The 25,752-nt window shown below is 59.8% G+C and carries 19 protein-coding genes, 1 tRNA gene, 1 pseudogene and 1 riboswitch; of the genes and pseudogenes, 3 read left to right on the top strand and 18 right to left on the bottom strand.

Going from position 1 to position 25,752, the window contains the following annotated elements:
• Positions 1-466: 466 nt before the first annotated feature.
• Together H281_RS0119835 and H281_RS0119830 are read right to left on the bottom strand one after the other, a co-directional pair.
• Positions 467-1,168, bottom strand: a complete 702-nt coding sequence (locus H281_RS0119835) for a nitroreductase (protein ID WP_020068904.1) — start codon at positions 1,166-1,168, stop codon at positions 467-469.
• 150 nt (positions 1,169-1,318) lie between these two features.
• A complete protein-coding gene (locus tag H281_RS0119830; protein WP_020068903.1) occupies positions 1,319-2,449 on the bottom strand; it encodes a porin in 1,131 nt (376 codons plus the stop codon).
• Positions 2,450-2,903: 454 nt separating this feature from the next.
• Here H281_RS0119830 and H281_RS0119825 point away from each other — a divergent pair, with 454 nt between their 5' ends.
• Positions 2,904-3,455 (top strand): 4-hydroxylaminobenzoate lyase, encoded by a 552-nt coding sequence (locus H281_RS0119825; protein ID WP_020068902.1) that lies wholly within the window; start codon positions 2,904-2,906, stop codon positions 3,453-3,455.
• 55 nt (positions 3,456-3,510) lie between these two features.
• Here H281_RS0119825 and H281_RS35440 read toward each other — a convergent pair.
• The 6 genes and pseudogenes from H281_RS35440 to H281_RS0119795 form a co-directional block, all read right to left on the bottom strand.
• Positions 3,511-4,872, bottom strand: a pseudogene (locus tag H281_RS35440) (MFS transporter).
• A 346-nt stretch (positions 4,873-5,218) separates the two neighbouring features.
• Positions 5,219-6,193: a LysR substrate-binding domain-containing protein gene (locus H281_RS0119815; RefSeq protein WP_020068900.1), complete on the bottom strand. Its 975-nt coding sequence runs from the start codon at positions 6,191-6,193 to the stop codon at positions 5,219-5,221.
• 15 nt (positions 6,194-6,208) lie between these two features.
• Complete coding sequence (locus H281_RS0119810) at positions 6,209-7,468, bottom strand: NAD(P)/FAD-dependent oxidoreductase (protein WP_206362268.1); 1,260 nt, start codon at positions 7,466-7,468, stop codon at positions 6,209-6,211.
• Between the two features lie 4 nt (positions 7,469-7,472).
• On the bottom strand, positions 7,473-7,796 hold the full coding sequence (locus H281_RS0119805) for a 2Fe-2S iron-sulfur cluster-binding protein (RefSeq protein WP_020068898.1): 324 nt from the start codon (positions 7,794-7,796) through the stop codon (positions 7,473-7,475).
• Positions 7,797-7,824: 28 nt separating this feature from the next.
• Positions 7,825-9,261: a glutamine synthetase family protein gene (locus tag H281_RS0119800; RefSeq protein WP_020068897.1), complete on the bottom strand. Its 1,437-nt coding sequence runs from the start codon at positions 9,259-9,261 to the stop codon at positions 7,825-7,827.
• Positions 9,262-9,315: 54 nt separating this feature from the next.
• Complete coding sequence (locus H281_RS0119795; RefSeq protein WP_020068896.1) at positions 9,316-10,632, bottom strand: aromatic ring-hydroxylating dioxygenase subunit alpha; 1,317 nt, start codon at positions 10,630-10,632, stop codon at positions 9,316-9,318.
• Between the two features lie 384 nt (positions 10,633-11,016).
• Between H281_RS0119795 and H281_RS0119790 the strand changes: the two genes are divergently transcribed.
• Complete coding sequence (locus tag H281_RS0119790; RefSeq protein ID WP_020068895.1) at positions 11,017-11,748, top strand: GntR family transcriptional regulator; 732 nt, start codon at positions 11,017-11,019, stop codon at positions 11,746-11,748.
• A gap of 122 nt (positions 11,749-11,870) precedes the next feature.
• On the opposite strand, the gene atzF is transcribed toward H281_RS0119790, so the two are convergent.
• The 9 genes from atzF to H281_RS0119745 form a co-directional block, all read right to left on the bottom strand.
• Positions 11,871-13,685: an allophanate hydrolase gene (atzF, locus tag H281_RS0119785; protein ID WP_020068894.1), complete on the bottom strand. Its 1,815-nt coding sequence runs from the start codon at positions 13,683-13,685 to the stop codon at positions 11,871-11,873.
• 16 nt (positions 13,686-13,701) lie between these two features.
• Positions 13,702-17,301 carry an urea carboxylase gene (gene uca / locus H281_RS0119780; RefSeq protein WP_020068893.1) on the bottom strand — a complete coding sequence of 1,200 codons (3,600 nt, stop codon included), beginning with the start codon at positions 17,299-17,301 and terminating at the stop codon, positions 13,702-13,704.
• 172 nt (positions 17,302-17,473) lie between these two features.
• On the bottom strand, positions 17,474-18,115 hold the full coding sequence (locus H281_RS0119775; protein ID WP_020068892.1) for an urea amidolyase associated protein UAAP2: 642 nt from the start codon (positions 18,113-18,115) through the stop codon (positions 17,474-17,476).
• Between the two features lie 14 nt (positions 18,116-18,129).
• Entirely contained in the window at positions 18,130-18,834 is a 705-nt protein-coding gene (locus H281_RS0119770) for an urea amidolyase associated protein UAAP1 (RefSeq protein ID WP_020068891.1), read from the bottom strand.
• A gap of 12 nt (positions 18,835-18,846) precedes the next feature.
• The gene (locus tag H281_RS0119765) at positions 18,847-19,638 is read right to left on the bottom strand and encodes an ABC transporter ATP-binding protein (protein WP_020068890.1); all 792 of its coding nucleotides are present in this window, start codon (positions 19,636-19,638) and stop codon (positions 18,847-18,849) included.
• Positions 19,635-20,450, bottom strand: coding sequence for an ABC transporter permease (locus H281_RS0119760; protein WP_020068889.1), 816 nt, complete (start codon positions 20,448-20,450; stop codon positions 19,635-19,637). The genes H281_RS0119765 and H281_RS0119760 overlap by 4 nt, the downstream gene beginning before the upstream one ends.
• Positions 20,451-20,483: 33 nt before the next feature.
• Positions 20,484-21,554 (bottom strand): putative urea ABC transporter substrate-binding protein, encoded by a 1,071-nt coding sequence (locus tag H281_RS0119755; RefSeq protein WP_020068888.1) that lies wholly within the window; start codon positions 21,552-21,554, stop codon positions 20,484-20,486.
• A 58-nt stretch (positions 21,555-21,612) separates the two neighbouring features.
• Positions 21,613-21,712, bottom strand: a riboswitch (guanidine-I (ykkC/yxkD leader).
• Between the two features lie 203 nt (positions 21,713-21,915).
• A tRNA-Lys gene (locus H281_RS0119750) sits at positions 21,916-21,991 on the bottom strand.
• Between the two features lie 63 nt (positions 21,992-22,054).
• Positions 22,055-22,624 (bottom strand): Hsp20/alpha crystallin family protein, encoded by a 570-nt coding sequence (locus H281_RS0119745; RefSeq protein ID WP_020068887.1) that lies wholly within the window; start codon positions 22,622-22,624, stop codon positions 22,055-22,057.
• Between the two features lie 441 nt (positions 22,625-23,065).
• Between H281_RS0119745 and H281_RS0119740 the strand changes: the two genes are divergently transcribed.
• Positions 23,066-23,326, top strand: coding sequence for a hypothetical protein (locus H281_RS0119740; protein WP_020068886.1), 261 nt, complete (start codon positions 23,066-23,068; stop codon positions 23,324-23,326).
• Between the two features lie 6 nt (positions 23,327-23,332).
• On the opposite strand, the gene H281_RS0119735 is transcribed toward H281_RS0119740, so the two are convergent.
• Positions 23,333-25,468: a hypothetical protein gene (locus H281_RS0119735; protein ID WP_020068885.1), complete on the bottom strand. Its 2,136-nt coding sequence runs from the start codon at positions 25,466-25,468 to the stop codon at positions 23,333-23,335.
• Between the last annotated feature and the right edge of the window lie 284 nt (positions 25,469-25,752).

The raw sequence follows: 25,752 nt of genomic DNA, 5'->3' as shown, positions 1-25,752 counted from the left end.
ATCGAACCGCGCGTCTTATGAGCGGCTCAGCAAGCTATGTTGAGAATCGGGACATGCCTGCCCCGGAGTTCGGATTGCCAGTCTTTCACTGCGTTGGTCCAGCCGGTGTGTCTATCGCCGAGTACTTCTTCAAAGGAAAACCACAAGCCAAGTATCGGACTGCGACGACCGACTTTCAATTCGATTGATGCCCGGAACACGGCCAACAGAACAGTGTTTTCTGCCAAGGCCGGTGTGTGCGGGCCTGGCCGGCTTACAAGCAGGACGCAGCATGTGGTCACGCCGCACAAGGCTGCTTTTCAATTCATCGCGCGCTGCATGCCGTGCATTTCGGTGTTGACGATTGATCGCTTGTGACCAGTTTGACCATGTGGCCCGCTGAACCAATTTGCGCGCCTGCGGCCTCTCGTACGCAGGGGCCGTCCGCCTCATCCGAGGCGAATGCACGACGACACGAGACGAACAGCTACGAGTCGAACCCCAGGAACCGCGCGAAGTTCTCAACGGGTTCGCGTCCGGTTTCCAGACGGCTGACTGGGGAGTCGCAGTCAGACAATCCCATACTCATTCCGCACACCACTTCATAGTTCGCAGGAAGCGCCAGGTGTTCCGCAATCACGTTCTGGAATCTCGCAAACGAAACCTGCGGACACGTGTCGAGACCTACCGCTTGTGCTGCCACCATGACGGTCTGTATAAAGATTCCGTAATCCAGCCAGCTGAACTTTGTCAGCGCTGAATCGATTGAAAAGATCAGGCCCACAGGCGCGCCAAAGAAATCGAAGTTTCTCGCAGTCACACGGGCACGCTGTTGCACATCATGCTTGGGCACACCGAGCATACCGTAATATGCGGCGCCAAACGCTTCCTGCCTTCTTCTCATCGCTTCCGGCAAGACCTCGGGCATGTGCGTGAGCGGAGGATGGCGATTCTCTTCGTGTGCCTGCTTCAGAACATTGCTCAAAGCGGACTTTGCCGGTCCCGCGAGAACATCGACCCGCCAGGGCTGGGTGTTCGAATTGCTCGGGGCGCAGCTTGCCACTTCGAGAATCTGGTCAATGACGTGTCGCGCAATTGGATCGGGTCTAAAGGCTCTGACGGCCCGGCGTGATCGAATCACCGAGTCAACCACACGCGCGTCAGGGTTGGTGTTACGGTCGGTTCTCATAGGTCAATGCCAATGGATAGTGTGCCGCCAACACCACTTGCAGATAACGAAGCGCGTGGCGGCTGCATAGATGGATGCGAATCCGCATCGTAAAAGGCATCGCAACTGAACACATCGCGATACCGTGAAAAGTTGAGGTACTGCATCGGATCAGAACGTGTGCCGCATACCCACGATTGCTCCTAGCTGTCCGACGCCCGGCGCAGGCGTCGTCCCGCCACCGCCCGCGCTGACCGAATAGCGCGCGTGCGCGCTGTTCCATAGATAAGCCACGTTGCCGTATACCGCTGTTCTCTTCGACAGGAAGTAAGTCGCCCGCATGCTCGCCATGGTTGCACGTGCATTGTGCTGCTCGACGAGCACGCGATACGCCTCTCCATCAAGCGCAAATGCGGGGGTCACGTAGTACTGCACCCCAATAAAGAAAAGATCTGAGTGCACGTCGCCGCCGGGCGCATCGCTTTCTACGCGACGACCTAACCATCCTGCGCCGAGCTTTACGCCCGCAACATTCGCATAACCATTTGCCTGAAGACGCGCGTCCTTATCGCCGCTAGAAGATGTCTTGAAAGGCACTACGCCGTCAAAGAAGTTGGCCGCCGCATTGGTGCCGCCACGCTGCTCGTCGTAGGCGGTGGCGACGCCAAAGTAGGCGCCGTCGTACTTGAGCATCGCGCTCCATTGGCGGCACTGGTTGACATCGCCGGGCACCTGACCTGCGCAAGTGCCTTGCCCTGGCGAATTGCCCGTGCCCGTACTGTCGCGTCCAAACGACCATGACGCGCCGATCGTCACGCCGCGGAACTTGCCCTTGTAGACGATGGTGTTATCACTTCTGGCGTTCGGTATATACGCGTCAAGTGCGCCGATGCCATAGATGTCGGGGCCGAGAATATCCGCATCGGAAATGGCCCAGTACGTCATCGTGTACTGGCGGCCGAAACTCAGAGCACCCCATGGCCCTTCCAGTCCCACCCACGCCTGTCGTCCGAACAGACGGCCGCCCTGCCCCGAGTCGCCGCCACGCATGTTGAAGCCGCTTTCAAGAACGAACGACGTCTTGAGTCCACTGCCGAGGTCTTCAGAACCACGCATCCCCCAGCGCGACGGCAATTCCCCGGTGATGCCCGGCATGCGCACGACATAACCTCCTGCTGCATTCGCGTGGGACACGTATTCGACGCCCGTATCCAACACGCCGTAGAGCGTCACGCTGCTTTGTGCAAATGCCGAAGCGCTGAACAGTCCCGCCGCCAATATCACCGCCCTGCCATATTTCATGAAGTCTCCTGGACCGCGTCTCGTTTGTTCGAATGACGAAGCTGCTCGTCACGAATGCATGGCGGCGAGATTAAGGTCGGTCGATGAACACGACAACGGGGAAACCCCTAAAGCGAGAGGCCGTCCGCAATGGAGAGGAAAAATGCGTCGGGCAAATCCTTCTCCGATTCAAGCAGGCAAGCTACGTTTTCTCTCAATGGTCCTAAGCACTCACAAAGTCTCAATTGAAAAAACGAACATCCGCCAACGACGCCCCAAGTGCAGTTCTGCGCTGAAATGTCTTCAATCCAATATTGAACAATGTGAATCGATGCGTTCCGCGCCTCACGCATGACGTTCAAGACACCCGGCCTCATATGAATCGCGTGCAATCCGGCGTTGCAGAAAGTTCGCTTCATTAGCCGTCTCCCCTATGGCATCGTGAATACGGCATGCACTTCAAGGAGAAACTGGAATGTCGCAAACTGCAACCATCAGCAATAAGGATCAACTCATCGCGCGCTGTCTGCCCTTTCTTGAGGAAGTGAGGGACATGACGACGAATACGGACGTCGAGCAATGGCTGAACTCGAAGTACGGAGTCGATAGCGATTTGTATAAGGACCTTGCGCGGCTGATCAGGATCGGCGTGCAAGAGGGTTGGGCGGCCGACGTCGAAATCTCGGGCCCCCGATATCGGCGCGCTCGACTTGTCGAGCCGTGCGCGAAGACCTTCTTTTTCAGCATCACCGCAGTGCTGATGGATAGCACCGGTAACACGCAAAACAATCCGGAGAACAGTTTCCGCGGCGACTATCATGCTCACCCGTATGGCGAGTTCAATATGGTCGTGCCAGTGGACGAAGGCGCCGCGCTCGCCGGGCCGAACGGCTGGTGTTATGGCGGCTGGACGGCGCCCGCGCCGGGCAGTCATCACTATCCCGAGGCGAAGGGCGGCGCCGTGATTGCGCTCTTTTTCCTGCCGGCAGGCCGCATCTCGTACAACTACGACGCGCCCGCGAAATAAAGTAAAGCGAGCCTCGCTTGAGGCTCGCCTGTTTGTGCGCGCTCACTGTCCGCCGTCAATGCACAAGCGATTCACGTTCCGATGATTCCACTGCGGTCGTACTCGAACTCGTTGCCTGCTTGATCAGTAACGCGACGCACGACACTGCGCCCGCTATGGCGACCACCGTAAAGATGCTTTCCAGACCAACTTGCTGTCAGGACAACTCCGCGACAAGAAACGAACCGGCAATTCCGCCGAAGCGCCCGACACCGAGCATCCACGCAACGCCTGTCCCGCGCCCCGCTGTGGGATAGAAGGCCGCGGCGAGCGCTGGCATCGACGCCTGCGCCGTATTCACTAACGCGCCCGCGACGAACACCGCGCACATCAGCAGCCCGAGATTGCCGACCGCCTGGCCGATCGCGTACACACTGACCGCGCCGAGCGCATAGGCAGCGGCTACGACGCGATTGGGATTGAAGCGGTCCATCAGCATCCCGCATAGCACTGTGCCTACGCCGCCAAGCGGAAACAGCGCGGAAACCAGCGCCGCTCGCTGCGGGCTCAGCCCTGCCTCCTTGAGCAGAACCGGCATCCAGTTGACAAGGCCATAGAAGATCACGAGGCCCATGAAATAGCACAGCCATAACATCAACGAACCCACGAGGAACGAACGCGACAGCGCTATACGAATGCCGCCGCTGCCCGCCGCGTGTTCCACGGTTTCGCGCATGATGAAGGACTCCGCGGCATTCGCACTCGCGCTGATCTGAACCAGTACTTTGCGAATCTTGATGGCCGGTTGCCGTTTCGCGACCAAATAGCGAATCGACTCGGGCAACTTGAGCATAAGAAGCATCCATAACAGCAAGGGCACCGCGCCGCCGAACAGCAGTACGCTGCGCCAGCCGAAATGCGGAATCATCCATGCCGCCAAAAACCCGCCGAGTGCAGCGCCCAATGGAAATCCGCAGAACATCAGATTGACGATTGTCGCCCGACGCTTGTCCGGACAGAATTCGCTCATCAGCGTGACGGCATTCGGCATCGCCGCGCCGAGTCCGACGCCCGTAATGAAGCGCAGTGTTGTCAGCTGCGTCAGGTCAAATGCGAAGGCGGAGCCGAAGCACGATACGCCGAATAGCAGCACCGCCGAGGTCAACACGACACGCCGCCCCAACCTGTCTGAGAGCGGACCCGAAAGCAACGCGCCGCACGCGAGACCGAACAGTGCCGCACTGAGCACCGGGGCGAGCGCTGCTTTGCCGATGTGCCATTCCTGCAGTAGCGAAGGTGCGATAAAACCGATCGCGGCCGTATCGAATCCGTCCATCAGCACAATCAGGAAGCACATTGCAAAGATGAGCCGCTGAAACGGCGAAAAGGGATGCTCGTTGATGAGCACTTGTACATCGACTGGTCTTGTCTCTTCCATTGCGTCCTCGCGGAGATTGAACTGCCGGCGCGGCCCGCTCGTTGTGACGCTTGCCGGTTTGATTGAAAAGCCATCCGCTCTCGCGGTTCGCTAGAGTGCCGATACCTGATGAGATGGCAGGTATCGACGGGGACCAAGCTTAGGATCGCCAAAACACCACAACAACCCGGCAAATCGCGCAGAGACGGCAATCAATATGAACGCGCATCGCCGATGCGTTCGCGCGATGTGTGCGCGTTATGCTAAAAAAGGCCGCGTTTTGCAGGGTTTCGGCGACGTTGACGCAGCACTGCTCGCCGGCTCACGAGCAGTGAATTGTTTGCATAGGTATCTTGAACGAACGGGTTCAGCCGTTACGAACCTGTCGCGCGACATCGGCAAGCTGTTGTCTCAGCCATTGCAGCGCTGGATCGGCGTCATTGCGCTCATGCCAAACAGCGCGCACCGTCACGTTGGGGCATTCATAGGGCGTTGCGCACATCTTCAGTTCGCCATAACGTTCGAGTTCCCGAGCAAGCGACGACGGAACCAGTGCGAGCATCTCGCTATGGCGAAGCAGTGCGGGAATCGCAAGCGAGTGCGCGACGGACATGCGCATGCGCGGCATGTCGGGCGTGTCGGCGAACGCGCGGTTGAGCGCATCGCGATCGAACATTTCGGACTGCCGCGCCAGGCCACGTTCGACAATAAAGCCGCTTACGGCACCCTCTTCCGAGCCGCCTTGCGAGATCGCCACGAGTGGATACGCGAGAAGATCTTGCTGCGTAACCGCCCGCTCGGCAATCGGATGGTCGCGGTTCACCAGCAGTACGTCTGTCTGCTCCCACAACGCCATCGAGCGAAAGCGCGGTGGTACGTCGGCAAAGATGCCGATCGCAATATCGATTCGACCTACGTCGATCTGTCCTGCCAGATCGAGCCGCGTAGACGGCCGCACGACCAGATCCGCGAGGGGCGCTTCCGCGCACAGGCGCTGACTCAGCCGCCCCAATACGAGGGACGTGATGTAGTCGTTGGCGGCCACGACAAACTTGCGTTGCGCGACCTGCGGATCGAAGTCGTCCACACCCAACGCAGCCACGATCTGCTGTAACGCGCCGCGCACCTGGCCTGCCATGCGTAACGCACGCACGGTCGGCTCCATTCCTCTCGCGGTGCGCACGAACAGATCGTCGCCGACTACCTCACGCATGCGCGCGAGCGCATGACTGATGGCTGACTGGCTCAGGTTCAGACGCTTGCCCGCCAGCGCGAGGTTGCGGTCCTCGAATACCGCGTCGAACACGCGCAGCAAATTGAGGTCGATGCGGTTAGCGGACATGGCTCTCACCCGCTCTCATGATGCCGCTCCATGCGCGACGCCGAGGTCGCGGTTCGCGAATGCCTTGAGGTCGAACCCAGGACCGTTCACGTCTTCTACGCTTAGCCGCGTACCGGTTGAGAGCAGTTTGCGTGCGAGCATATGGTCTTGCGGCCGGTTGATGCTGTCCACAGCAACGAGCCTGTCGTCGCGAAAGTAAAACAGCGAAAACTTGCCTTCGTCGACAGAGCCGCGCACCGCGAAATCGGTGAACCCCGTATTGACGCCGGCCATTTGCAGCTTCAGATCGTATTGATCCGACCAGAACCAGGGCACCGCGCGATAGGGCTCGGATCGCCCGAGGACCGAAGCGGCCGCTGTCCTCGCCATATCGTTTGCGTTCTGCACCGACTCGATGCGGCAGGCGGCGCTGCCCGTCGGCGCCCAGTACGGGACAAAAGCCGCACAATCGCCGGCGGCGACGATCGACGGGTCGCTGGTGCGCGCACACGCATCCACGACGATGCCGCCCGCCACATCCAATCCACAGCCCGCAGCGAGTTCTGTATTCGGCAGCACGCCAATGCCGACCACGACGAGATCGCACGACAACCGCGCACCGTCGTCCAGTTCGACGGCGACGCCATCCGCAACATCGTGAATAGCGACTACTTTCCGTCCCAGCGCAAGCGACACGCCGTGCCTTGTATGAGCGCGCTGCATGATGACGGAGATAGAAGGCGAAGCAACACGCGCAAGCACGCGCGCCTCGGTCTCCACGACCGTGACATCGAGGCCTTTCTGACGCAGCGATGCAGCCGCTTCGAGGCCAATGTATCCGCCGCCCACCACGACCGCACGCCGCGCGGTTTGCGTGCGCTCAACGAGGCGTCTTGCATCGCGCAGATCTCGCAAGTAGTGAACCGCATCGTGCGACGCGCCTTTGCAATCGAGCTTGCGCACACGCGCGCCTGTGGTCAGCGCAAGGTGGTCGTAGGCGAGCCGCGCACCGTCGTGCAACTCGATTTGTTTGCGTTCGCGGTCGATGCGTAGTGCGCGCGTCGAAGGCATCCATTGCATTCGCATTTCGCCGTAAAACGCCGGCGAGCGCAGCGGCAGACGTTCTTCCGCGAAGCTGCCCGTCAGAAAGCCTTTGGATAACGGCGGACGCTGATATGGCGCGTGAGGTTCGTCGCCGATCAGCACGATATCGCCGTCGTGACCCGACTCTCTCGCGGATGCCGCGAGTTGCAGCCCCGCGTACGACGCGCCGACAATCACAAGCCTAGGTTTCATGATCTCATCCCTGCTTTTCGGGAATCCGCACGACAAGTCCGCTCATCGTCGATGCAACGACGAGCTGGCAACTGAGCCGGCTTTCCGGACGACGTTCGGCCGCTACGCCTTCGAGCAGTTCCTCCTCTGCATCGTCGGGCGCCGAAAGCTCGGCCGTCGAAGAAGGGTCGATATAGACGTGGCATGTCGCGCACGACAGGCACCCGCCACACTCGGCCTCGATGCCGCGCACGTTGTTGTGGATCGCGGCCTCCATTACGCTGGTACCGGCGGGCACTTCTATTTCAGTGCGTTTACCGTCGCGCAGAATATAAGTGACGATAGGCATCACATGTCTCCTTGATGATTGAGCGCGCTCAGAAGGTTTCGAAGTACTCGCGGTGTTCCCAGTCGGTTACTTCGAGATTGAAGCGGTTGATCTCCGCTTCCTTGAGCTTGCAGAAGTAGTCGATAAAGGCGCTGCCGAAACCTTCGCGCAGGCATTCGTCCGCACGCAGTGCGTCGAGCGCGTCGCCGAGTGAACGGGGCAGCGATTGCGCTTCAGTCTCATACGGTGTATCCGCTGAAGGCGGCAACTCCAGCTTGCGCTGCAATCCGTCGAGCCCCGATAGCACCTGCGAGCCGAAATACAGATACGGGTTCGCCGTAGGTTCGCCGACGCGGTTCTCCACGCGTGTCGCCGGATCGTTCGGACCGCCCAGCACGCGCAGCATGACGCCGCGGTTGTCACATCCCCAATTCGCGCGATCGGGCGCATTCGAATAGGGCCGATACCGCCTGTAACCGTTGATTGTCGGCGTCGATAAAGCAGTAGCCGCTTGCGCATGAGCGAGCAGACCCGCAAGGTACGCTTGCCCCACAGACGAAAGCGGGGCAGTCGCATCGGACGGCATGAACGCGTTGCTGCCATTGTCGATATGCACGAGCGACTGGTGCAGATGCCATCCGCTCGACACCACGTTCGGAATACGCGGCCTGCACATGAAAGTCGCGTGATAGCCGTTGCGCTGGCATATCTGTTTGACGGCGCTGCGAAAGAGGATCATGTCGTCGGCGCTTTTGATCCCCTTCGTCGGCGCAAAGGTGAATTCAAACTGACTCGGTCCGTACTCGACTTCGAGTGACCGCACGGGAAGCTCAAGCCCGTCGATCCCATTGCGCAGCATTTCCATGACGTGATCTACGGCGTCGTATCGCAACTCCGTCAGGTACTGATAGCCGTGCGACAGCAGTTCGACATCGGGCGGCAAGCCGGGCTGGCCAGAATGCTCGGGCTTCATATTCGGGTTCGTGAGCTTGAACACATGAAACTCGACTTCGAGGCCGCTGACCAGTTCGAACCCCTGATTCGCGAGCCGCTCCAGCGCGCGGCGGAATAGATGCCGCGTGCCGAAGGGCACGGGCCTGCCGTTAGGGAAGTAGAGATCGCAGAGCACCCAGCCTGTATGCGGTGCCCAAGGCAAAATTCGAAACGTCTGCGGATCGGCGATCATCAGCGTGTCGCACGCTCCTTGCATCTCGGGCATGCCGAATCCGCCGCCTGCGGTAAACACCGGAAACACGGTGCGATGCGACGTATCCTTGGCAAGCAGTGTGCTCGTCAGCGTCACGCCGGATTCGAAGGCCTTGATTGCATCGGCGACGACAAGCGTCTTGCCGCGCAGCAGTCCATGCTGGTCGGGAAACGAGAATCGCACGACCTGTACCGCACTTTCCTTCAGGCGCTCCAGAAGCTGCGCGAAGGCCGCGTTCTGCGCGTCGGTCCAAAGACCATGGGTATTAACGAAAGACATGTCTCTTCCGCGCGGCCTGAAAGCCGCGCGCTCCGTTCCGGTTGGGATAGCGGCTCAGACCTTGGGCGCGGGCCAAGGCGCGGCAGCGCGGCGGCTCGCATCCGCTTCCTTCCAGTACTCGTCCCAACGCTCAGCGGGAGCAATGCCGTCGATCGACGCGGGCCCGGTCAGGTGTGCCGCCGCCTCTGCATCGATCACCATCAACGTCTTTTCGCCGGCTTGCGTCTTTTCTATTGCGTCGACGAGCAGCCGCCGGTACGCAATGATTCCCTTGTCAGTCGTGCCCAGATGCTCTCGCGTGCGATCCTGAATGGGCCCTTGCGACTCCACCGCCCACTGATCGTGCACGTTGATGTCGAAGCCCATACCGGTATACGTTTCCGTCAATTGCTCGTGCACGTTGAAGCCGTATTGGTTGCGCTTGTTCCTGCGCGATATGTAGTCGGGCAATTCGTACAGTTCGAGCCGCTGTTCACGCATCTGCTGCTTGTTCGTCGGCGCGCCGAAGCTCGTGAAGATTGCGTACCAGTAGCAGTTCTCGTCGTCGACGGGAACGTGCCACTGCGTAATGGTCATCTCAGCGCTCATCGGAATCACGAAGGCCTGAGGGAACACGACGTTCGTCACACGCACATGCGTGTGCTCGTCGTCGATCGGACGTTTAGCGATTAGCCGAAGACCGTAGTCGGCCGGGCTGACGAGAATTTCAGGTGACTCATATTCGCGCAGCACCTTGGTAATGGGCATATTCGAGTCCGCCGACGCGCCGCGAAATTGCTTGCCATAGCTTGCGCTCACATCTTCGTCTTCAAAGAAGCGATGAAGAAACGACGCGTGCGCGGGGTCGATGCCTACCTCGAGTGCCTGCAACCAGTTGCATTCGAATAGTCCCTTGAACGCGAATGTGTACTCGTTCGGCGCCGCGAAACAGTCGAAGTGGGGGAACGCCGGAGGCTCACCTTTGCCGATGTAGGCGAACAGAATGCCGCTGCGTTCGATCACCGGATACGCGCTCTGACGAACCCGCTTGCACAGCGAACTGCCAACCGGTTCTCCCGGCGTGGACAGACACTGGCCGTCGACGTCGAAAAGCCAGCCGTGAAAAGCGCAGCGCAAGCCCCCTGCTTCGAGTCGGCCGGCGGCGAGATCCGCGCCGCGGTGCGGGCAATCGCGGTCGAGCATTCCGTAACGGCCCTGTTCGTCCCTGAATACGACGAAGTCCTGACCCATCAGTCGCACCGCGCGTACCGGCCGGACGTCGGCGAGCTCCTCCACCAGCGCGACCGGTTGCCAGTAATTGCGTAACAGTTCGCCTGCCGGCGTGCCTTTGCCGACGCGCGTGATCGCGTCGTTTTGCGCGGAACTCATCATGACACTGTCTCCTTGGATGAATACAAACGATCTTGCGTTGCATGCAGCATCTCGTTTGGTTTATGCAAAGAGTAGGCTGATGAATTCATATGTGCAAGTTCTGCATACATCAGTGATCGCCAGTGACTGCTTTTTACATAGCACCCTGATGCCGGCACCTCAGTTAATTTATTGATTTTGTGGTGATTTTCTATGCGTATAGTTATTTTCCCTGGTGCGAGCCTTTCCAGCCCAAGTCGAGGTTTTTGCGCTGTCTGCATACAGCGAAGAACAACCCGTCTCAGTCGCCTCCGCCGCTGATCCCACGCTCAGCTACAATGCAAAAGTAAGCCGGGCACTGCGCAAGACGGCACGACGCCTTCGGGGGCGAAAGGAGAAACAGAAATGGAGACGCAACAGGAGCGGGTGCTGGTGCATCTGCGCGACCTCATACTCAAGGGTGAATTCGCCCCTGGTGAGCGCCTGGGCGAGGTGGCCCTTGCCGAACGGCTGCAGGCGTCGCGCACGCCGGTCCGGCTCGCGCTCACCACGCTGGAACAGGAAGGACTCGTCGAGCCGTCGCCCGCAGGCGGTTACGTGATGCGGCGTATCACCGCGGCGGAAATCGCCGACGCGATCGCCGTGCGTGGACATCTGGAAGGCATGGCCGCCCGCCTCGTCGCGGAGCATGGCGTACCCCGCCAACTGTCGAATGCATTCGCCGAATGCCTGCGCGCGGGCGACAGGTTGCTGGCCAAGTCGGAACTCGACCTCGACGACTATGCCGGCTATACCGACATGAATAACCGGTTTCACAAACTGGTGGTCGATGGCTCCGGCAATGCAGCGCTTATTCGCGCCATCGACATGAACAACCGGCTGCCGTTCGCCGCCGCAAGCGCGATGCTGCCGATGCAATCGGCCATCGAGGAAGGCCGCCAATGGCTGTTCATGGCCCATGAGCAGCATCACAGCCTGGTTCAGGCAATGGAGCGCGGTGAGGGCACGCGGGCGCTTGCGCTGGCCACGGAGCACGTGCAGATCGCGCAGAGGAATCTCGCGTACGCGCTGGAGCGGCCCGAAGTCTGCTTGAAGCTCGCACCCGCACTGCAACTCGTGGCGGAAGCGGGACTTTAAGTGCGCGGTCCCAACGCGTGACGGATGCAGGCGATGCAGCGAGCGTGTCCCGCTGGGGAAACGCTCGTCTGCACTAATGCGCGTGTATTGCTCCGCTTAAGCCAAGAATGAAAGTACGATGCTCAAGCGTCGAGAGCGCGCTCATTGGCAAGCCATGCGCGCCATCCGCCAAACTCGGAGATGTCGGTGCCCGCCTGAACGCCGTACGGTTCGCACAGGAAACCGGTCACCCACGAGCCATCTGCCAGTTCGATCTTGCCGAGAGCCAGCGGCGACGGAACTGTCGCGATGAATGAGCCAAACTCCGAGGCAGGCATCTTCCAGACTTCGACTTCGACTTTCACGCCGCCATCGGCGACTCTCCATAGCCCAGGACGCCGCGTGCCATCCGGCGACGCTGGTAACGCCGCGAGCCGATAGCGCGGCGCCGTCTGCGTAGACTGCTGCAAAAGCGCACCGCGAGAAAGCATGTCCTTATTCAGCGGTAAGCCTTGCATGTGCGCGCCGCATACCGCGACGAGCATTCGATCGTTCGTCGCCTTGCGTTCCTCCGACAGCGCTATCGTGTTTCCACCAACGCATTCGACGCCGCTCGTCCGTTGCAACAGGTCCGCAACGCCCAACAGGTATTGATCGGTAAACGCGCGTCCGAAAACGGTCACGCCCCACGGAAGCCCATTTTTCATGAATGCCGTCGGGGTGGCCACAGCCGCGTAGTCCAACAGGTTCATGAAGTTCGTGTAGTAACCGAGCAGTGAGTTCGGCCCGATCGGATCCTGCTCCAGTTCGGCAAGCGTCACAGGGCGCGGATAGGTCGGCGTGAGGACGCAGTCGAGTGTGTCGATCAATGCATCGCATTGAGCCTTCAATGCCTGAAGCCGATATTGCGCCTGGAACAATTCGACAGCGGTTGCGCCCGGCGCCTTGGCGAGCACGTCGCGAATGACGGGAAGCACCGCGTCCGGCGTCGTTGACATCAATTCGCCTGCCACGCTGTAACGCTCCGCGACCCACGGCCCCTGATAGAGAAGATTTGCAGCTTCAACGAACGGCGCAAAGTCGATCTCGACAGCCTCGCCTCCTGCTGCCTCAAGCATCGCGCGAGCTTTGGCGAATAGCGCCGGACTCTCTGTACATCCCGCGAATTCCAGTTGCGAAGGAACGCCAAATCGGAAAGCGGCCGGTGCGCCGAAAGCTCGCGCGGAATTCCACTGCGGGTTTTTGCGACTGTATGCGTCGCGAGGATCGGTGAGCGCTGTCAGCGAGAGCAGTTCGCTCGCTTCTTCTGCTGTTGCAGTAAAGAACGTGACGCAATCGAGAGTGCGGCAAGCGGGCACTACACCCGCGGTGGACAGAACACCTTTGGTCGGTTTGAGTCCGACGAGATTGTTCAGTCCCGCAGGCACGCGGCCGGACCCGGCCGTGTCGGTACCCAGCGCGAAACTGGCCACACCGAGCGCAACAGCCAACGACGAACCAGCGCTCGAACCGCCAGAGGGATAGTCTGGATGCACGCTGTTGCGGCACTTTCCATAAGGCGAGCGAGTGCCGTTAAGACCCGTAGCGAACTGATCGAGATTGGTCTTCCCGAGCGGGATGGCGCCGAGTGCAATCAGTTGCGCGACCAGCGTAGCCGACTCAGTAGGCGTGTACGCAAAAGCTGGGCACGCAGCCGTGGTCTCAATACCGGCGAGGTCGATGTTGTCCTTGATGGCGAATGGAATGCCGTAAAGCGGCAGGCTTTCGATGTTCTGCTGATCGAGCCAATCGAGGTATGGCGCGACTTCTTCTTCGGTCAGAAGATGGATGAACAGGTTGAACTCTGCATTGAGCTCCGCGGCTTTTCGAAGAAGCTCATTGACGAGCGTACGAGGCGCAAGCGTTCCGGCACGGTAAGCATTCCGCAATGCCGGAATGCGCAGGTCAAATGACGACATGTGTGTGTCCTCGTATTCAGTGACGTTCAATGACTGCGATCCGCTGCCCGGCGCGCACAGGCGAGCCCGGACCCACGTAAATCTCGCCGACGGTTCCAGCGCAGGGTGCACACACCGATATTTCCATTTTCATCGACTCGATAATGAGCAGTATGTCGTCTGCGGCAACCACGTCGCCGGGCTTTACCTTCACCTGCCAGAGGCTCCCGGCGATCTCGCTGTCCACTGACACCTCGCCGTCTTCCAGAGGCGCCAGTTGAGCGTCTTCGGCCACGGGCGCCTCGATTGCCTCTTCCGATGTACCCGCTTCTCGCCAGCGTTCACGCTCCGCCTCGAATGCTGCCTGTTGCCGGGACCGGAACTCTTCGATGCTGGCCGATTCGCTCGCAAGGAACGCCTGATAGTCCGGCAGAGAAAGCTCCGACTCCTCGATCCGCAACGGGTAGCGCCCGAGCGGAAAGTCAGCGCGAATGCGCAGCAGTTCTTCGGACGACACTTCGTAGAAGCGGATCTGGTCAAAGAAGCGCAGCAAGTAGGGCTGCCCGGCGAAGTCCGCGACCTTCCGGTAGCGATTCCACATTTGCAGCGTGCGGCCCACGAATTGATAGCCGCCCGGCCCTTCCATTCCGTAGACGCATAGATACGCGCCGCCAATGCCCACCGAGTTCTCCGCGGTCCAGGTGCGCGCCGGGTTGTACTTGGTCGTCACGAGACGGTGGCGCGGGTCGAGCGGCGTCGCGACCGGTGCGCCCAGGTACACATCGCCGAGCCCCATCACGAGATAGTTCGCGTCGAAGACGATGCGCCTGACTGCGTCGATAGACTCGAGATCGTTGATACGGCGAATGAATTCGAGGTTGCTCGGGCACCACGGCGCGTCTTTGCGCACCGTGGTCATGTACTTTTCGATCGCGAGTTGGCACGCGGGGTCGTCCCACGAAAGAGGAATGTGGACGACGCGCGACGGTACGCGAAGGTCCTTCATCAACAGGACTTGCTCCCAGGCCTCCCCTACGATGCCAAGCAGTTGCGCAAGAGATAAATCCTCGGGCCGATAATGAATCTGAAGCGAACGTATTCCCGGTGTGAGATCGATCACGCCCGGCAGCGCTTTCGCTTCGAGTGCCTGCATTAGTGCATGCCCGCGAAAACGCGACACGAGGTCGAGTTCCGGCGGCCCAATCTCCAGAAGAAGATGTGTGTCGCCGGATAAGCGTGCCACGAGCCTTTCATCGGCAGCGCCCGAGTCGAGAACAATGGGAGACGTCAGCGAAGAACGTCTTTCGACTGGTGCGCATTGCGTAATCGCAAGGCTCTCCAGCTCGCGGATGCGCTCGCGTGCCGCTTCTCGTGCATGCCCGATTTCCACGGGAACGAAACGAACCTTGTCGCCTGCCTTGAGTTGGCCGATGTGCCAAAGGTCCGCTTCGATAATCGTCACCGGACAGACAAAGCCACCCAGACTCGGACCGTCCGGCCCGAGAATCACAGGCATGTCGCCGGTGAAATCGACGGCACCGACTGCATAGGGATTGTCGTGAATGTTGGACGGATGCAGCCCGGCTTCTCCGCCGTCTTCACGCGCCCACTCCGGCTTCGGTCCGATGAGGCGCACACCGGTGCGACTCGAATTAAAGTGTATTTCCCACTCCGTATCGAGGAACTGCTCGATGTAACGGGCACTGAAGTACTCCGGCGCGCCGTGCGGGCCGTATATCACGCGTATCGTGCGAACGCTTTCCAGCGTCGGCACATTGGAGAGCGCCGCGCCAGCTTGCGTATCCTGCAGTGGATAAAGATGCAGCACGTCGCCCGCGCGAACGGCGCGACCACCATGCCCACCGAACTGGCCCAGCGTGAAAGTGCTGCGACTTCCCAGATACAGCGCAACGTCGAGGCCGCCGCGCACACACAGATATGCGCGTGCACCGGCGCCCCGAATCGTACCAAGTGCCAGCACGGAACCCGCCCGCACATAGACGCTGGTATTCAGCGGTTGCGTTACGTCGTCCAGCAGCACTGGAATCTCTGCACCAGTAATGGCGATAACGGCGTCGGTGTTGAATCGCAGCGTCGGCCCGCTCATTGTGATTTCGAGAGCAGCCGCTTCCGGCGCGTTGCCGAGCAGGCGATTGCCGAGCCGCATCGCGCGGTCGTCCATGGGACCCGACGGCGGTATGCCCACTGCCCAGAAACCCTGTCGGCCGGGGAAATCCTGCACCGTGGTCTGGGTTCCGCCACTCACCACTTCAATCGTGCTCGCTCGGTACTTCAGGCCTTCCAGGCAGCGGGTCCACGGTTCTCCAGACGCAAAAGGCTCGTCGTCGAGAATCTGGCGCAAGTAGTCGCGGTTTGTTTCGACGCCAAAGATACGGGTGTTCTGCAACGCATCGTTCAGCGCGTGTCGCGCCTCTTCGCGCGTCGGCGACCACGCGATGATCTTTGCGAGCATCGGATCGAAGTACGGCGGCACTTCGCAACCGGATTCAATCCACGTATCGATACGCAGCGCACTTCCGTCGGCCTGCGGAAAAGCGACATGGGTGAGCAGGCCTGGACTCGGTATGAAATCGCGGCCCGGGTCTTCAGCATAGAGTCGCGCCTGAATCGCATGGCCTCGCGGTGTGAGACTTGCGGCGAGTTCATTCAGAGGCGCGAGCGTTCCTGCTGCCAGTTCGATCATCCAGCGAACAAGGTCGACGCCCCAAACCTGCTCGGTCACACCATGCTCGACCTGCAGACGCGTGTTCACTTCCAGAAAGTAAAACTGCTGAGCGGTGCTGTCGTACACGAATTCCACCGTACCGGCAGAGCGATAATCGACCGCCTTTGCAAGCTTGACGGCAGCATCACACAATGCCTGTGCGATCCCTTCCGGCAAGCAGGGCGCTGGTGTTTCCTCGAGTACCTTCTGATTGCGCCGCTGCACCGAGCAGTCACGGACACCGAGCGCAATCGCGTCTCCCTTCCCGTCGCCGAAAACCTGTACTTCGAGATGCCTGGCTCTTTCGATGTACTTCTCGAGGAACACGCCTGAATCGCTGAAGTTGTTCTCGCCAAGGCGTTTAACCGCATCGAAATGTGCACTGAGTTCATCCGCATGCCAACACACTCGCATGCCGATACCGCCACCGCCGGCCGTGCTTTTCAACATCACCGGATAGCCAATGCTTTCAGCTGCGTTGAGTGCCGCCGGCAAGTCTTCCAGCAAACCGGTGCCGTTCAGCATCGGCACACCCTGCTCGCCCGCAATCTCCCGAGCCGTATGCTTGAGACCGAATGCTCGCAACTGTGCGGGCGTTGGGCCGATGAAGGCGATACCCGCTGCTTCACATGCTTCGCCGAAAGCTGCGTTCTCGGACAGGAACCCATATCCTGGATGAATAGCCTGCACCCCTTCGCAGCGAGCAATCTCGAGGATCTTCGTCGAGTCGAGGTAGGTCATCGCTGCAGGGCCGTCACCCAATTCGTGCGCAATCGGCGCTTCGCTCACGTGACGGCTCGCCCTGTCGGCCTCCGAGAAAACGGAGACTCCGGTCACATTGAGTTCGCGCAACGTTCTGAGGATGCGGCAAGCGATTGCACCGCGATTGGCGATGAGGATCTTCTCAAACATGGGAGGAACCCGGATTCAAAGGCGGGCCGTCCCGCCGTGGGAATTTGCAGCCGCGGTCGTCCACGGCCGAAGTCGCATCAGCGATTTGCCAGATTCAGTTGTTCGCGAGTGCAAGTCATGCAGCGTCCGGAGCGAACCAGCAAGAGGAAGTAGATAAAACTGCGAACGCGCTTCAGTCCCATATCAGCAACTCCGCGGGCGTAGGGTTGTAGGCATTGCACGGGTTATTCAACTGCGGGCAGTTCGAAATCAGCACAATGACGTCCATCTCCGCACGCATCTCGACATACTTGCCCGGCGCGGAAATGCCGTCTTCAAACGTGAGACTGCCTTCGGCAGTGACGGGCACGTTCATGAAAAAGTTGACGTTCGCACCGACGTCCTGTTTGGAAAGGCGTCCGTCATGCGCACAGGCACGCAGGAAGTTGTCGCGGCAGCTGTGCATGTAACGCTTTTCCAGCGCATAACGAACGGTGTTGCTCTCCTGCGCACAGGCACCGCCGAGCGTATCGTGGCGGCCGCAGGTATCGGCAACGATGGTCAACATCGCGTTGCCGCGATTCGAGTACAGAACCGAACCGGCCGTCAGATACAGGCTTTTCTGACGCCGCAGCGTGCGCTGCGGGTCGAACCGCTCGCGAGGGTCGGCAAGACTATAGAAAAGCGTGTCGACCGCCTGATTGCCTTCGAGATCGACGATGCGCAATGTGCTCCCTGCCTTCACCTCGTGAAGCCACGGTTCGCCCGCCGCGACGGTCTGACGGAAAGCCGCAGTTTCCGGACGTTTGTTACTGACAACAAGTGTGCTAGTCATGAGTCGCCCTCCGCTCAGAGAAAGAATCGTTCGGTATTGATAAAGCCACGCACGTTCTCATCGCATGCGGTGCGACATACTTCGGCCACGCCCGGGTCCGCCTCGCTCAATTCGAGCTTCACAGGCTTCGGCGAATATTCGGGGTTTGGGTCGAGCGGATGCTGGATCGCAGTGAGCACGACGAGCGTGTTCATCGGCGCATACAGGTCGACGTAATTGCCGGCCTTCGAGTTGCCCTTCACGAAGCTGAGTGTTCCGTCTTCGCTAACGTCCACACGACTGAAGAGGTTCAGCGTCATCAGCAAGTCGGAGATGGTGAGCCCCCACTTGCTCATCTCGACGAGCAGGTTGTCCGTGCCGTTGCGATAGAAAGCGTTGCGCAATTCCTGGTAGCGCCCGCTGCCGTATCGCTCGAAGACTTCGTCGGCATTCGACACCCCGCCGATGCTGTCATGCCAGCCGCACGTGTCTGCCACGATCGCGGCGAGTACGCGGCCCATGTCCGAATACAGGCAGTGGCCGGCGGTCAGCTTCGCGGTGTGCTGGCATTTCAGCGAATCGGGCAGGTTGAGACGCTCGCTCTTCTCCGTTGCATTGACCATCATGACGCTGACGTTTGCGCCACCATGCAGGTCGGTCACGCGAAGCGACTGTCCGCGTTTGACGATGAGCGACGCATGACCGCCGCCGGGCACGGTTTCTTCAAGTAACAGATTCATATCCGGTTCCCTTCAGTCCGAGATTGCTTCGAGACTCGACGCGCCTTGCACCGCCGCCCGGGCCAGGTGAACAGCGGACACGGATTCGCGGCTACGGTCGAGCGGAATGTTGTAGGTAATGCGTGCCCCGTAAGCTCCGGGCGCTTGAGGGTCCACCCGAACCTTGTCGAAGACGAGTACGCGGCTGCCCAAGGTGAAACCTTCTTTCAGGTCATGCGTGACCATAAAGATGGTGAGCTTCGATTCGCGCCACAGGTCAGACAGCAACTCGTGCATGTCACGGCGAATGCCGGGATCGAGCGCGCCGAACGGCTCGTCGAGTAGCAGCACGCGGGGCTTCATCATCAGCGCCTGAGCGATTGCAAGGCGTTGCTGCATACCGCCGGAGAGCTGCTGCGGATACTTGTCAGCGGCGGCGCCAAGGCCCACGCGTTCGAGCATCGCGACAGCTTCGTCGCGGGCGCGACGTCGTTGAGCGCCGAAGAGCCGCCCCGTGAACTTCGCTTGTGAAAGCTCCAGTCCGAGCGTCACATTGCGCAGCACAGTGAGATGATCGAACACCGAGTAGCGTTGAAATACCACACCACGGTGTGCATCCGGCTCGCCCGGCAAGGGTTGTCCATCGAGCAGAATCTGGCCGCGTGTCGCTTGCTCCTGTCCCAACAGAAGTCGAAGGAACGTTGATTTGCCGCATCCCGAGGCGCCGACCATCGAACAGAACTCGCCCTCTTTGACGGTCAGATTCAGGCGCTCAAGTACAACCTGATCGCCATACTCTTTCCAGACGTTGCGAACTTCGATCATCGCGCGCCTCCGCCATACCAGGGGAAGCACCACTGCGTGATACGGCGAAGCAGTTCGTCGGTAAGCCAGGCAAGCAGCGTAATCCACGCGACGTACGGCAGAATCAGGTCCATCGATAGATATCGCCGCACAAGGAAAATGCGGTAACCCAAACCATCGGTCGACGCAATCGCCTCGGCCGCGATGAGAAAGAGCCATGCCGCTCCGAGCGAAAGACGCATCGCTGCAAGCAGCCGCGGCAGCAGTTGCGGCAGTACGAGCCGCAAGATCAACGTCCAGCTCGTGGCGCCAAGCGTCTGAGCCTTGACCCACAACTCCGCTGGGATCTCTCTCGCGCGAGCATGCAAGTCCCGGATGATCATTGGCGTGATGCCGACGACGATGAGAACCACCTTCGACAATTCGTCGAGTCCAAACACAATGAAGAGAATCGGCAGCACCGCGAGCGGCGGCACCATCGATATCACCGTGACGAAAGGCGAGAGCGTTGCACTCACCACCGGAAACGAGCCGGTTGCCACGGCTACCACGAGAGCAATCAACGCACTCACGAGAAGGCCGATTCCGAGTCGTCTCAGGCTCGACAGCGTGTCGGCCCACAACAGGTACTCACCCGTGCGCTTGTCTTCAGTGAATGCGACTGCTTTCACCGCATCGCTCATTTGCGCCACGCCCGGCAGCAGCTTGTCATCGGGATTGAGCTTGAGCCGCTCGGCGGACCCCATGAAGTACACAACCAATAGCACGACGAACGGCAGCAGAAGTAGCATCAGGCCGCCGATCCGGCTCGGATGTCGATTGATCAATCTCATGGTGACCGCCTCTTTAAGCCGGGAATATCCGTGTCAGAGCTTGCCTGCGGCAGCCATCTCGACGTAGGTCGGGTCAAAGCGAAGCTTGACGTTGTTCTTATTGCCGACCACGACGTTTTTATCGAACGCCATGCCCACGGCGTCCGCACTGCGGGCGTCCTGCCCCAGCAGACCATGGTCGAAGGAGAACTTTGCGACGCGCGTCATGATCTTCGGCATGTCAGGGCTGGTGACGAAATCCAGTGCGGCCTTCGGCGTATAGAAAAGTGCCGTTGTGGAAAGCTGACCTCTGAAGTTTGCGAGGTCGGTACCGGAGGCTTTTGCCATTGCAGTCAAAGCCGAGGTGCTTTCTGCCGAGTTGGTGTGCATCAACGCGACCATTTCGAACCAGGCCCCGGTCAGTGCTTTTCCGAGTGCGGGATTCGCCTGCAGCGTCTTCGTGTTGACGACCATCATGTCCATGATCTCGCCAGGAATCTTGCTGGAATCGAAGACTTCGGTCACGTTGGGCTGTGCTTTCAGGTCGGCGAGCATCGGGTTCCACGTCACCGCGTTGTGGACGGCAGGCGTCGCGAAAGCGCCTGAAATATCGGCGTCGGACGTGTTCACTACCTTGAGGTCGCGCTCGCTCATATGCGCGCTTTCCAATGCGCGGGCGAGCAGGTAATGCGACACGGAGAACTGCACGAGATTGATCTGCTGTCCCTTCAGATCGGCAATCTGTTTGCCTTTGCCCTTCATGAGCACGCCGTCGTTGCCGTTGGAGTAGTCACTGACGATCAACGCTGTCGAATCGACACCGCCCGAAGCGGGAATAGTGAGCGCGTCCATATTGGTCATTGCACAGCCGTCGAACTTGCCGGCGGTGTACTGATTGATCGACTCGACGTAGTCGTTCAACTGCACGACATCGATGTTGATGCCGTATTTCTTGGCCCACTTGGAGACAATGCCTTGAGTCTTCGCCTGACCCCACGGCATCCAGCCCGCGTAGATGGTCCAGCAAACCTTGAAGTCGTTGCGGCCCGCGGCGAACGCGGCACTGGAGGCGAATGTGGCGAGGGAGATGGCGGCAATGCCAAGACAGCGAGCGAGCTTGCGCATGAGGTTGACCTCGGAGGGGACGGTTAGCGACGGCAGGGAGCAGCGCAAACATCGCGTTCTCTCCCGGGCTTTTATCCCGCCGTGTAACCTCGCCTGAGGTCGACAGCTCTCGGACCAGCGCCTGCGTGAAGCAGGCCGGAACCCTAGCCGTCCATTTCCAAATTGTTTAACGAACCGGATGATGCGCCGGCTCCTTGCGCACTCTCCTAAGCGGGAAGCGTGCCAACGAAGAAGTTGCTGTTTTTCTGCGCGTCGGGCGTTGTTTGTGCCCTCGTCCGGTGACGACCTGCACTGCGATGCGCCAACGCGCACTCTTTTCGGGCGTGGCGGCCCGGTTCCGGTCCGGTTAGCCGGAACTGGATGGTAGGCCGTGGCGGATTCGAACCGCCGACCAACGGATTAAAAGTCCGCTGCTCTACCAGCTGAGCTAACGGCCCGGTCCCCTCGCGCCTGTTCGCCGCCAGGCGCTTATGACGCTCTGCGATGCAATCCCTATCGGGCTAGCCAATTTCGATGTTGCGGCTCGCGGCCCGCGTCGGCTCCTGCTTCGGTACGGTTAGAGTCAGCACGCCTTTGTCGAACCTGGCCAGCGTGCGCTCAGGATCGGCGTTCTCCGGCATGGGGATGGTGCGCACGAACCTTCCGTATGCACGTTCGAGCCGATAGCAGCCGTCTTCCTCGCTGTGCACGTCCTGCTTCTTCTCGCCGCGCAATACGAGTGCGCCGTCCTCGGCGCTCACTGTCAGGTCGTCGCGCTCCATGCCGGGCAGTTCGACCGTCACGCGCAATATCTTGCCTTCGTCGACCACGTCGATACGCGGCTGGAAGCGCGACGAACTGAAGTCGCCAAACCATCGCTCGAGCGCGCCGCGGCCTGCGAACGGGTCGTGGAAGAACTCCTCGACGGCACGCCAGGAATCGCGAGGAAAGAGCCGCGAAATGTCAGGCCACGCCGCCCGCCATTGGTCGCTCGACGGCGGCGCCGAAGTATTCGCCGAAGCATTCTCCGCCTCGGGCTTGCGGCCCGTGCCGCGCAGAAACTTGAACGGGTTCCATTTTTTATCGCTCATGATGTTGCTCCCTCGCCCTGTGGGGCGAACCGGACCACGCGCTCCAGCTCGCCAATCAGGGAAATCTATCCACTGACAAACAAATCGAAACACGCAGCGCGTGCAACGCGACTGCTGAGCGAAAATAAAATAGGCCGATGGCCACGGTTTTTCAAGTACGCGTTTCGCAAACGATACCGCGCGCCGGCTACCTCGCCAGCCGAAAAATCTTGTTACAAAGTCCCTCGCAAATACCCTCTTGAAGTCGCTCTGAAAATCCTTATTTCGCTTTCCGCGAGCATGCTGGCGACGGCTGCGGTCTCCGCGCCGGAACTCGATTACTGAAAGCTTGGCTGGCATTGCCGTGTTTATATCCGGCACGGCTCCGGCGCTGCCGGTTCGCGACTGACGGAGCCGCTTTTTGCAAGAGCCGCAGCCACCTTGAGTGAGGTTCGAATACCTATGGAACTGACGCTCACCATCGACTCGCGTCCGCTGACGCTGGAACTCGACGACGTCGTCGCCGGGCTCCTCGCGGTACGCCTGAACCTGCCCTCCGACACCGACACGCGCGCCGCGGTGTGCCGCTATCTGAGCGACGCAGGCGGCCCGTGGCTGCTCGACGAGAACCATATGCGCAAACGCATCCTGCGGCGCCTGATACTCGACATAGCCGACCCTGCGCTCGTGATTCGCTATCTGATGATCGAGCAGCCCCATTGACGGACGCTAGCTGGAGTACTTCAAGCTCCAGGTGAACGTACGGTTGCCGCCCGCATTCAGCGTGAAAGGCTGCGTGGTACACGCAAACTTCGAATGTAACTGCCCGATTGGCGTTGTCGACAATGGGTTTGTCACGCCGCCCGCCGTGTCGAAGTTCGACAGAGCGCAACCGTCGAAGCCGGTCGTGCCGTAAGCAGTCGCGCTGCTATTGGCGTAGTTGACCGAGAAGCCGTCGCTGTTGGCTGTCGTCTTCTGGAAATCGGCGAACGAAGTGAAATCAGTTTCGACGGCCAGATTGCCGGTCAGCGTTGCCGAGCTTAGCGTATCGGTTCGCGTCAGCGTACCGTGACCGAACGTGAGAACGGTATGAGCCTGCAAGTCGAGGTCGGTGGAAAACGCTGCGTTCTTTGTGGCTTGCCTGAACTTTGCGGTATCGAACGATACGATCACCTGGCCATTGCTTTGCGTGACGCTTAGATTTTTATAGTACGTGACCGGTATGTACGTCTTGCCGTTGTACGACACTTGCGGAATGAGCAGCGCATAGCCGAGGTCCGTCGTGCCGTAAATGAGCTTGTCGGAGAAAGGAACAGGGTAATACGGCGTGTACGAGTTGTAGTCTGGCGCCTGGCTCAGGTTCAGATTGATGACCCGATTGCCGTCCCGTACCGTGACAAGCGCCGCGCTGTACGGGTGCGCGGTATCGGTGGGCTGGTTGTACCAGGTGAGCGTATAACGCGGCCTCGCATCGAGCCAGGCCTGGAAGTCGGAATCCGGCATAGGCGCCTTGCCGCCGAAGCCAAGCTTGCTCCACCACGCATCCACATACATGTACTGATGAAGCAGGCTGAAGTTCTCACCCATTACGCGTGGCTTGCCGCGGTATGTGTCGGTGCCACGGCCTTTCACCCACATATTCACCGAAGGAGTCGGCAACGTCGGGTCATACCAGAACGTCTCGTAGCGATGAGCCGCCTTATAGATGAACGTATAGGCAATCTGCATTTCCTGCGGCGTCAACACGCCCGCATTGGCCGCGGCCGTGAGCACTTCCATGAATGCCGAGTCGCCATAAGGACCGATGGAGCGCCCGTAGTTGAAGCCCTCGCCGTCGGCATTCAGTTGCGGGAGAATGAGATCCACCGATTTTCTCAAATAGCCCTTCAATTCCGGCGTGAGATTGGCCTCATTACCCATTTCCAGTGTGCGCTCCACCACTTCGCCGATCAGCAACGTGCTGTATCTGTCGAAACGCGCCTTGTCGTAATAGGTCGTGTGCGTGTTCGAGGCTTCGTCGGAAAAGCCGCCGGACGAATCGTTGCGAATGTGGTTGGCGAGCGTGTACAACAAGGCATCGCGTGCGCTCATCGTCGCAACGGCCGGGTCGGTGGCAGACGAGAAAGTCGGATTGCTCCATCCGAGCTTTTGCCGCAGTCCTGCAATACCGTACGAGACGGCGTAATAGTTCTGCGCGGTGTTGAGCGATGCAACGTCGATCGGCACGCCGGCAGCCGGGCATGTGTTGGTCTTGCCGCTGGAGTCTGCGCCGAACATGTCGCAAAACGTGAGGCGGTTTTGCAGCGTAGCCAGCATGGCGTCGCTGAATACTTCATTCAACATGCCGCGCGCCTTGAAATTATTCAGGGCAACCAGGTAATAGTATTCGCCCCACGACGTGTTCGCATACAGGTAATCCGCGCCGCTTGTCTGGCTCATCATCGCGGTGGTGACCTTCTGGTACGTCGCCAGGTAGTCAGCGTACTTCGGGTCGCCCTTGGCCTTCATATCGATCAGGATGTATGAAAGGCCGAGCGCCAGCTTGCCGGGCAGAAACTTGTCGCCGGTGTTGGTGTCGAGCACGTGTACCGGACTGCCGTCCCCGAGATCCATCACGACCTGCGTAAAGTCCGGCGCCTTTCTGATCAGGTCGAACAGCGCACGCATCTGGCCCATCATCGTAATGGGTACATCGGTCCCGGCCGGGACGCTGGTATCGCTCGCGCCGTAGACGATTGAATGAAGAGAAGGCGTGGGCGTCGCGGCAGGCGGCTGGATCGTATCGCTGCCGCCTCCGCACGCCGTCATGAGAAGGGTCAGCGCACTCGCGGCACAGACGCCGCGCGGATCTAGTGGGGAACGCATGTTTGTCTCCTGACTGGAATTGGATGGAGCGCAACCGGCCTCCGAACAACTTAAGAAAACGATTAACTTTTCGTCAGAACTGAATGCTCGCACCACTGCGCCATTGGGCACAATCCTAGGTAAACTCAGTACTGGAAAATCGTGCGCAAAGCTTCTATGCTTAGAAAAACGTTTTCCTAATTAGGTCCAAATCGTCGACTCGGCGCTGTTGCACTGCGTCGCACGTGACGGGCTTGGGGCGCTCGTCGCCCGGTATATAAAGCGCAGCGCGACGAGCGAGGCTG

Origin of the sequence: Paraburkholderia caledonica (genome assembly GCF_000383275.1) — a bacterium.
GTDB lineage: Bacteria > Pseudomonadota > Gammaproteobacteria > Burkholderiales > Burkholderiaceae > Paraburkholderia > Paraburkholderia caledonica.
Note: the sequence above shows the minus strand (reverse complement) of the source record. Positions and strands in the feature narration are given on the sequence as shown.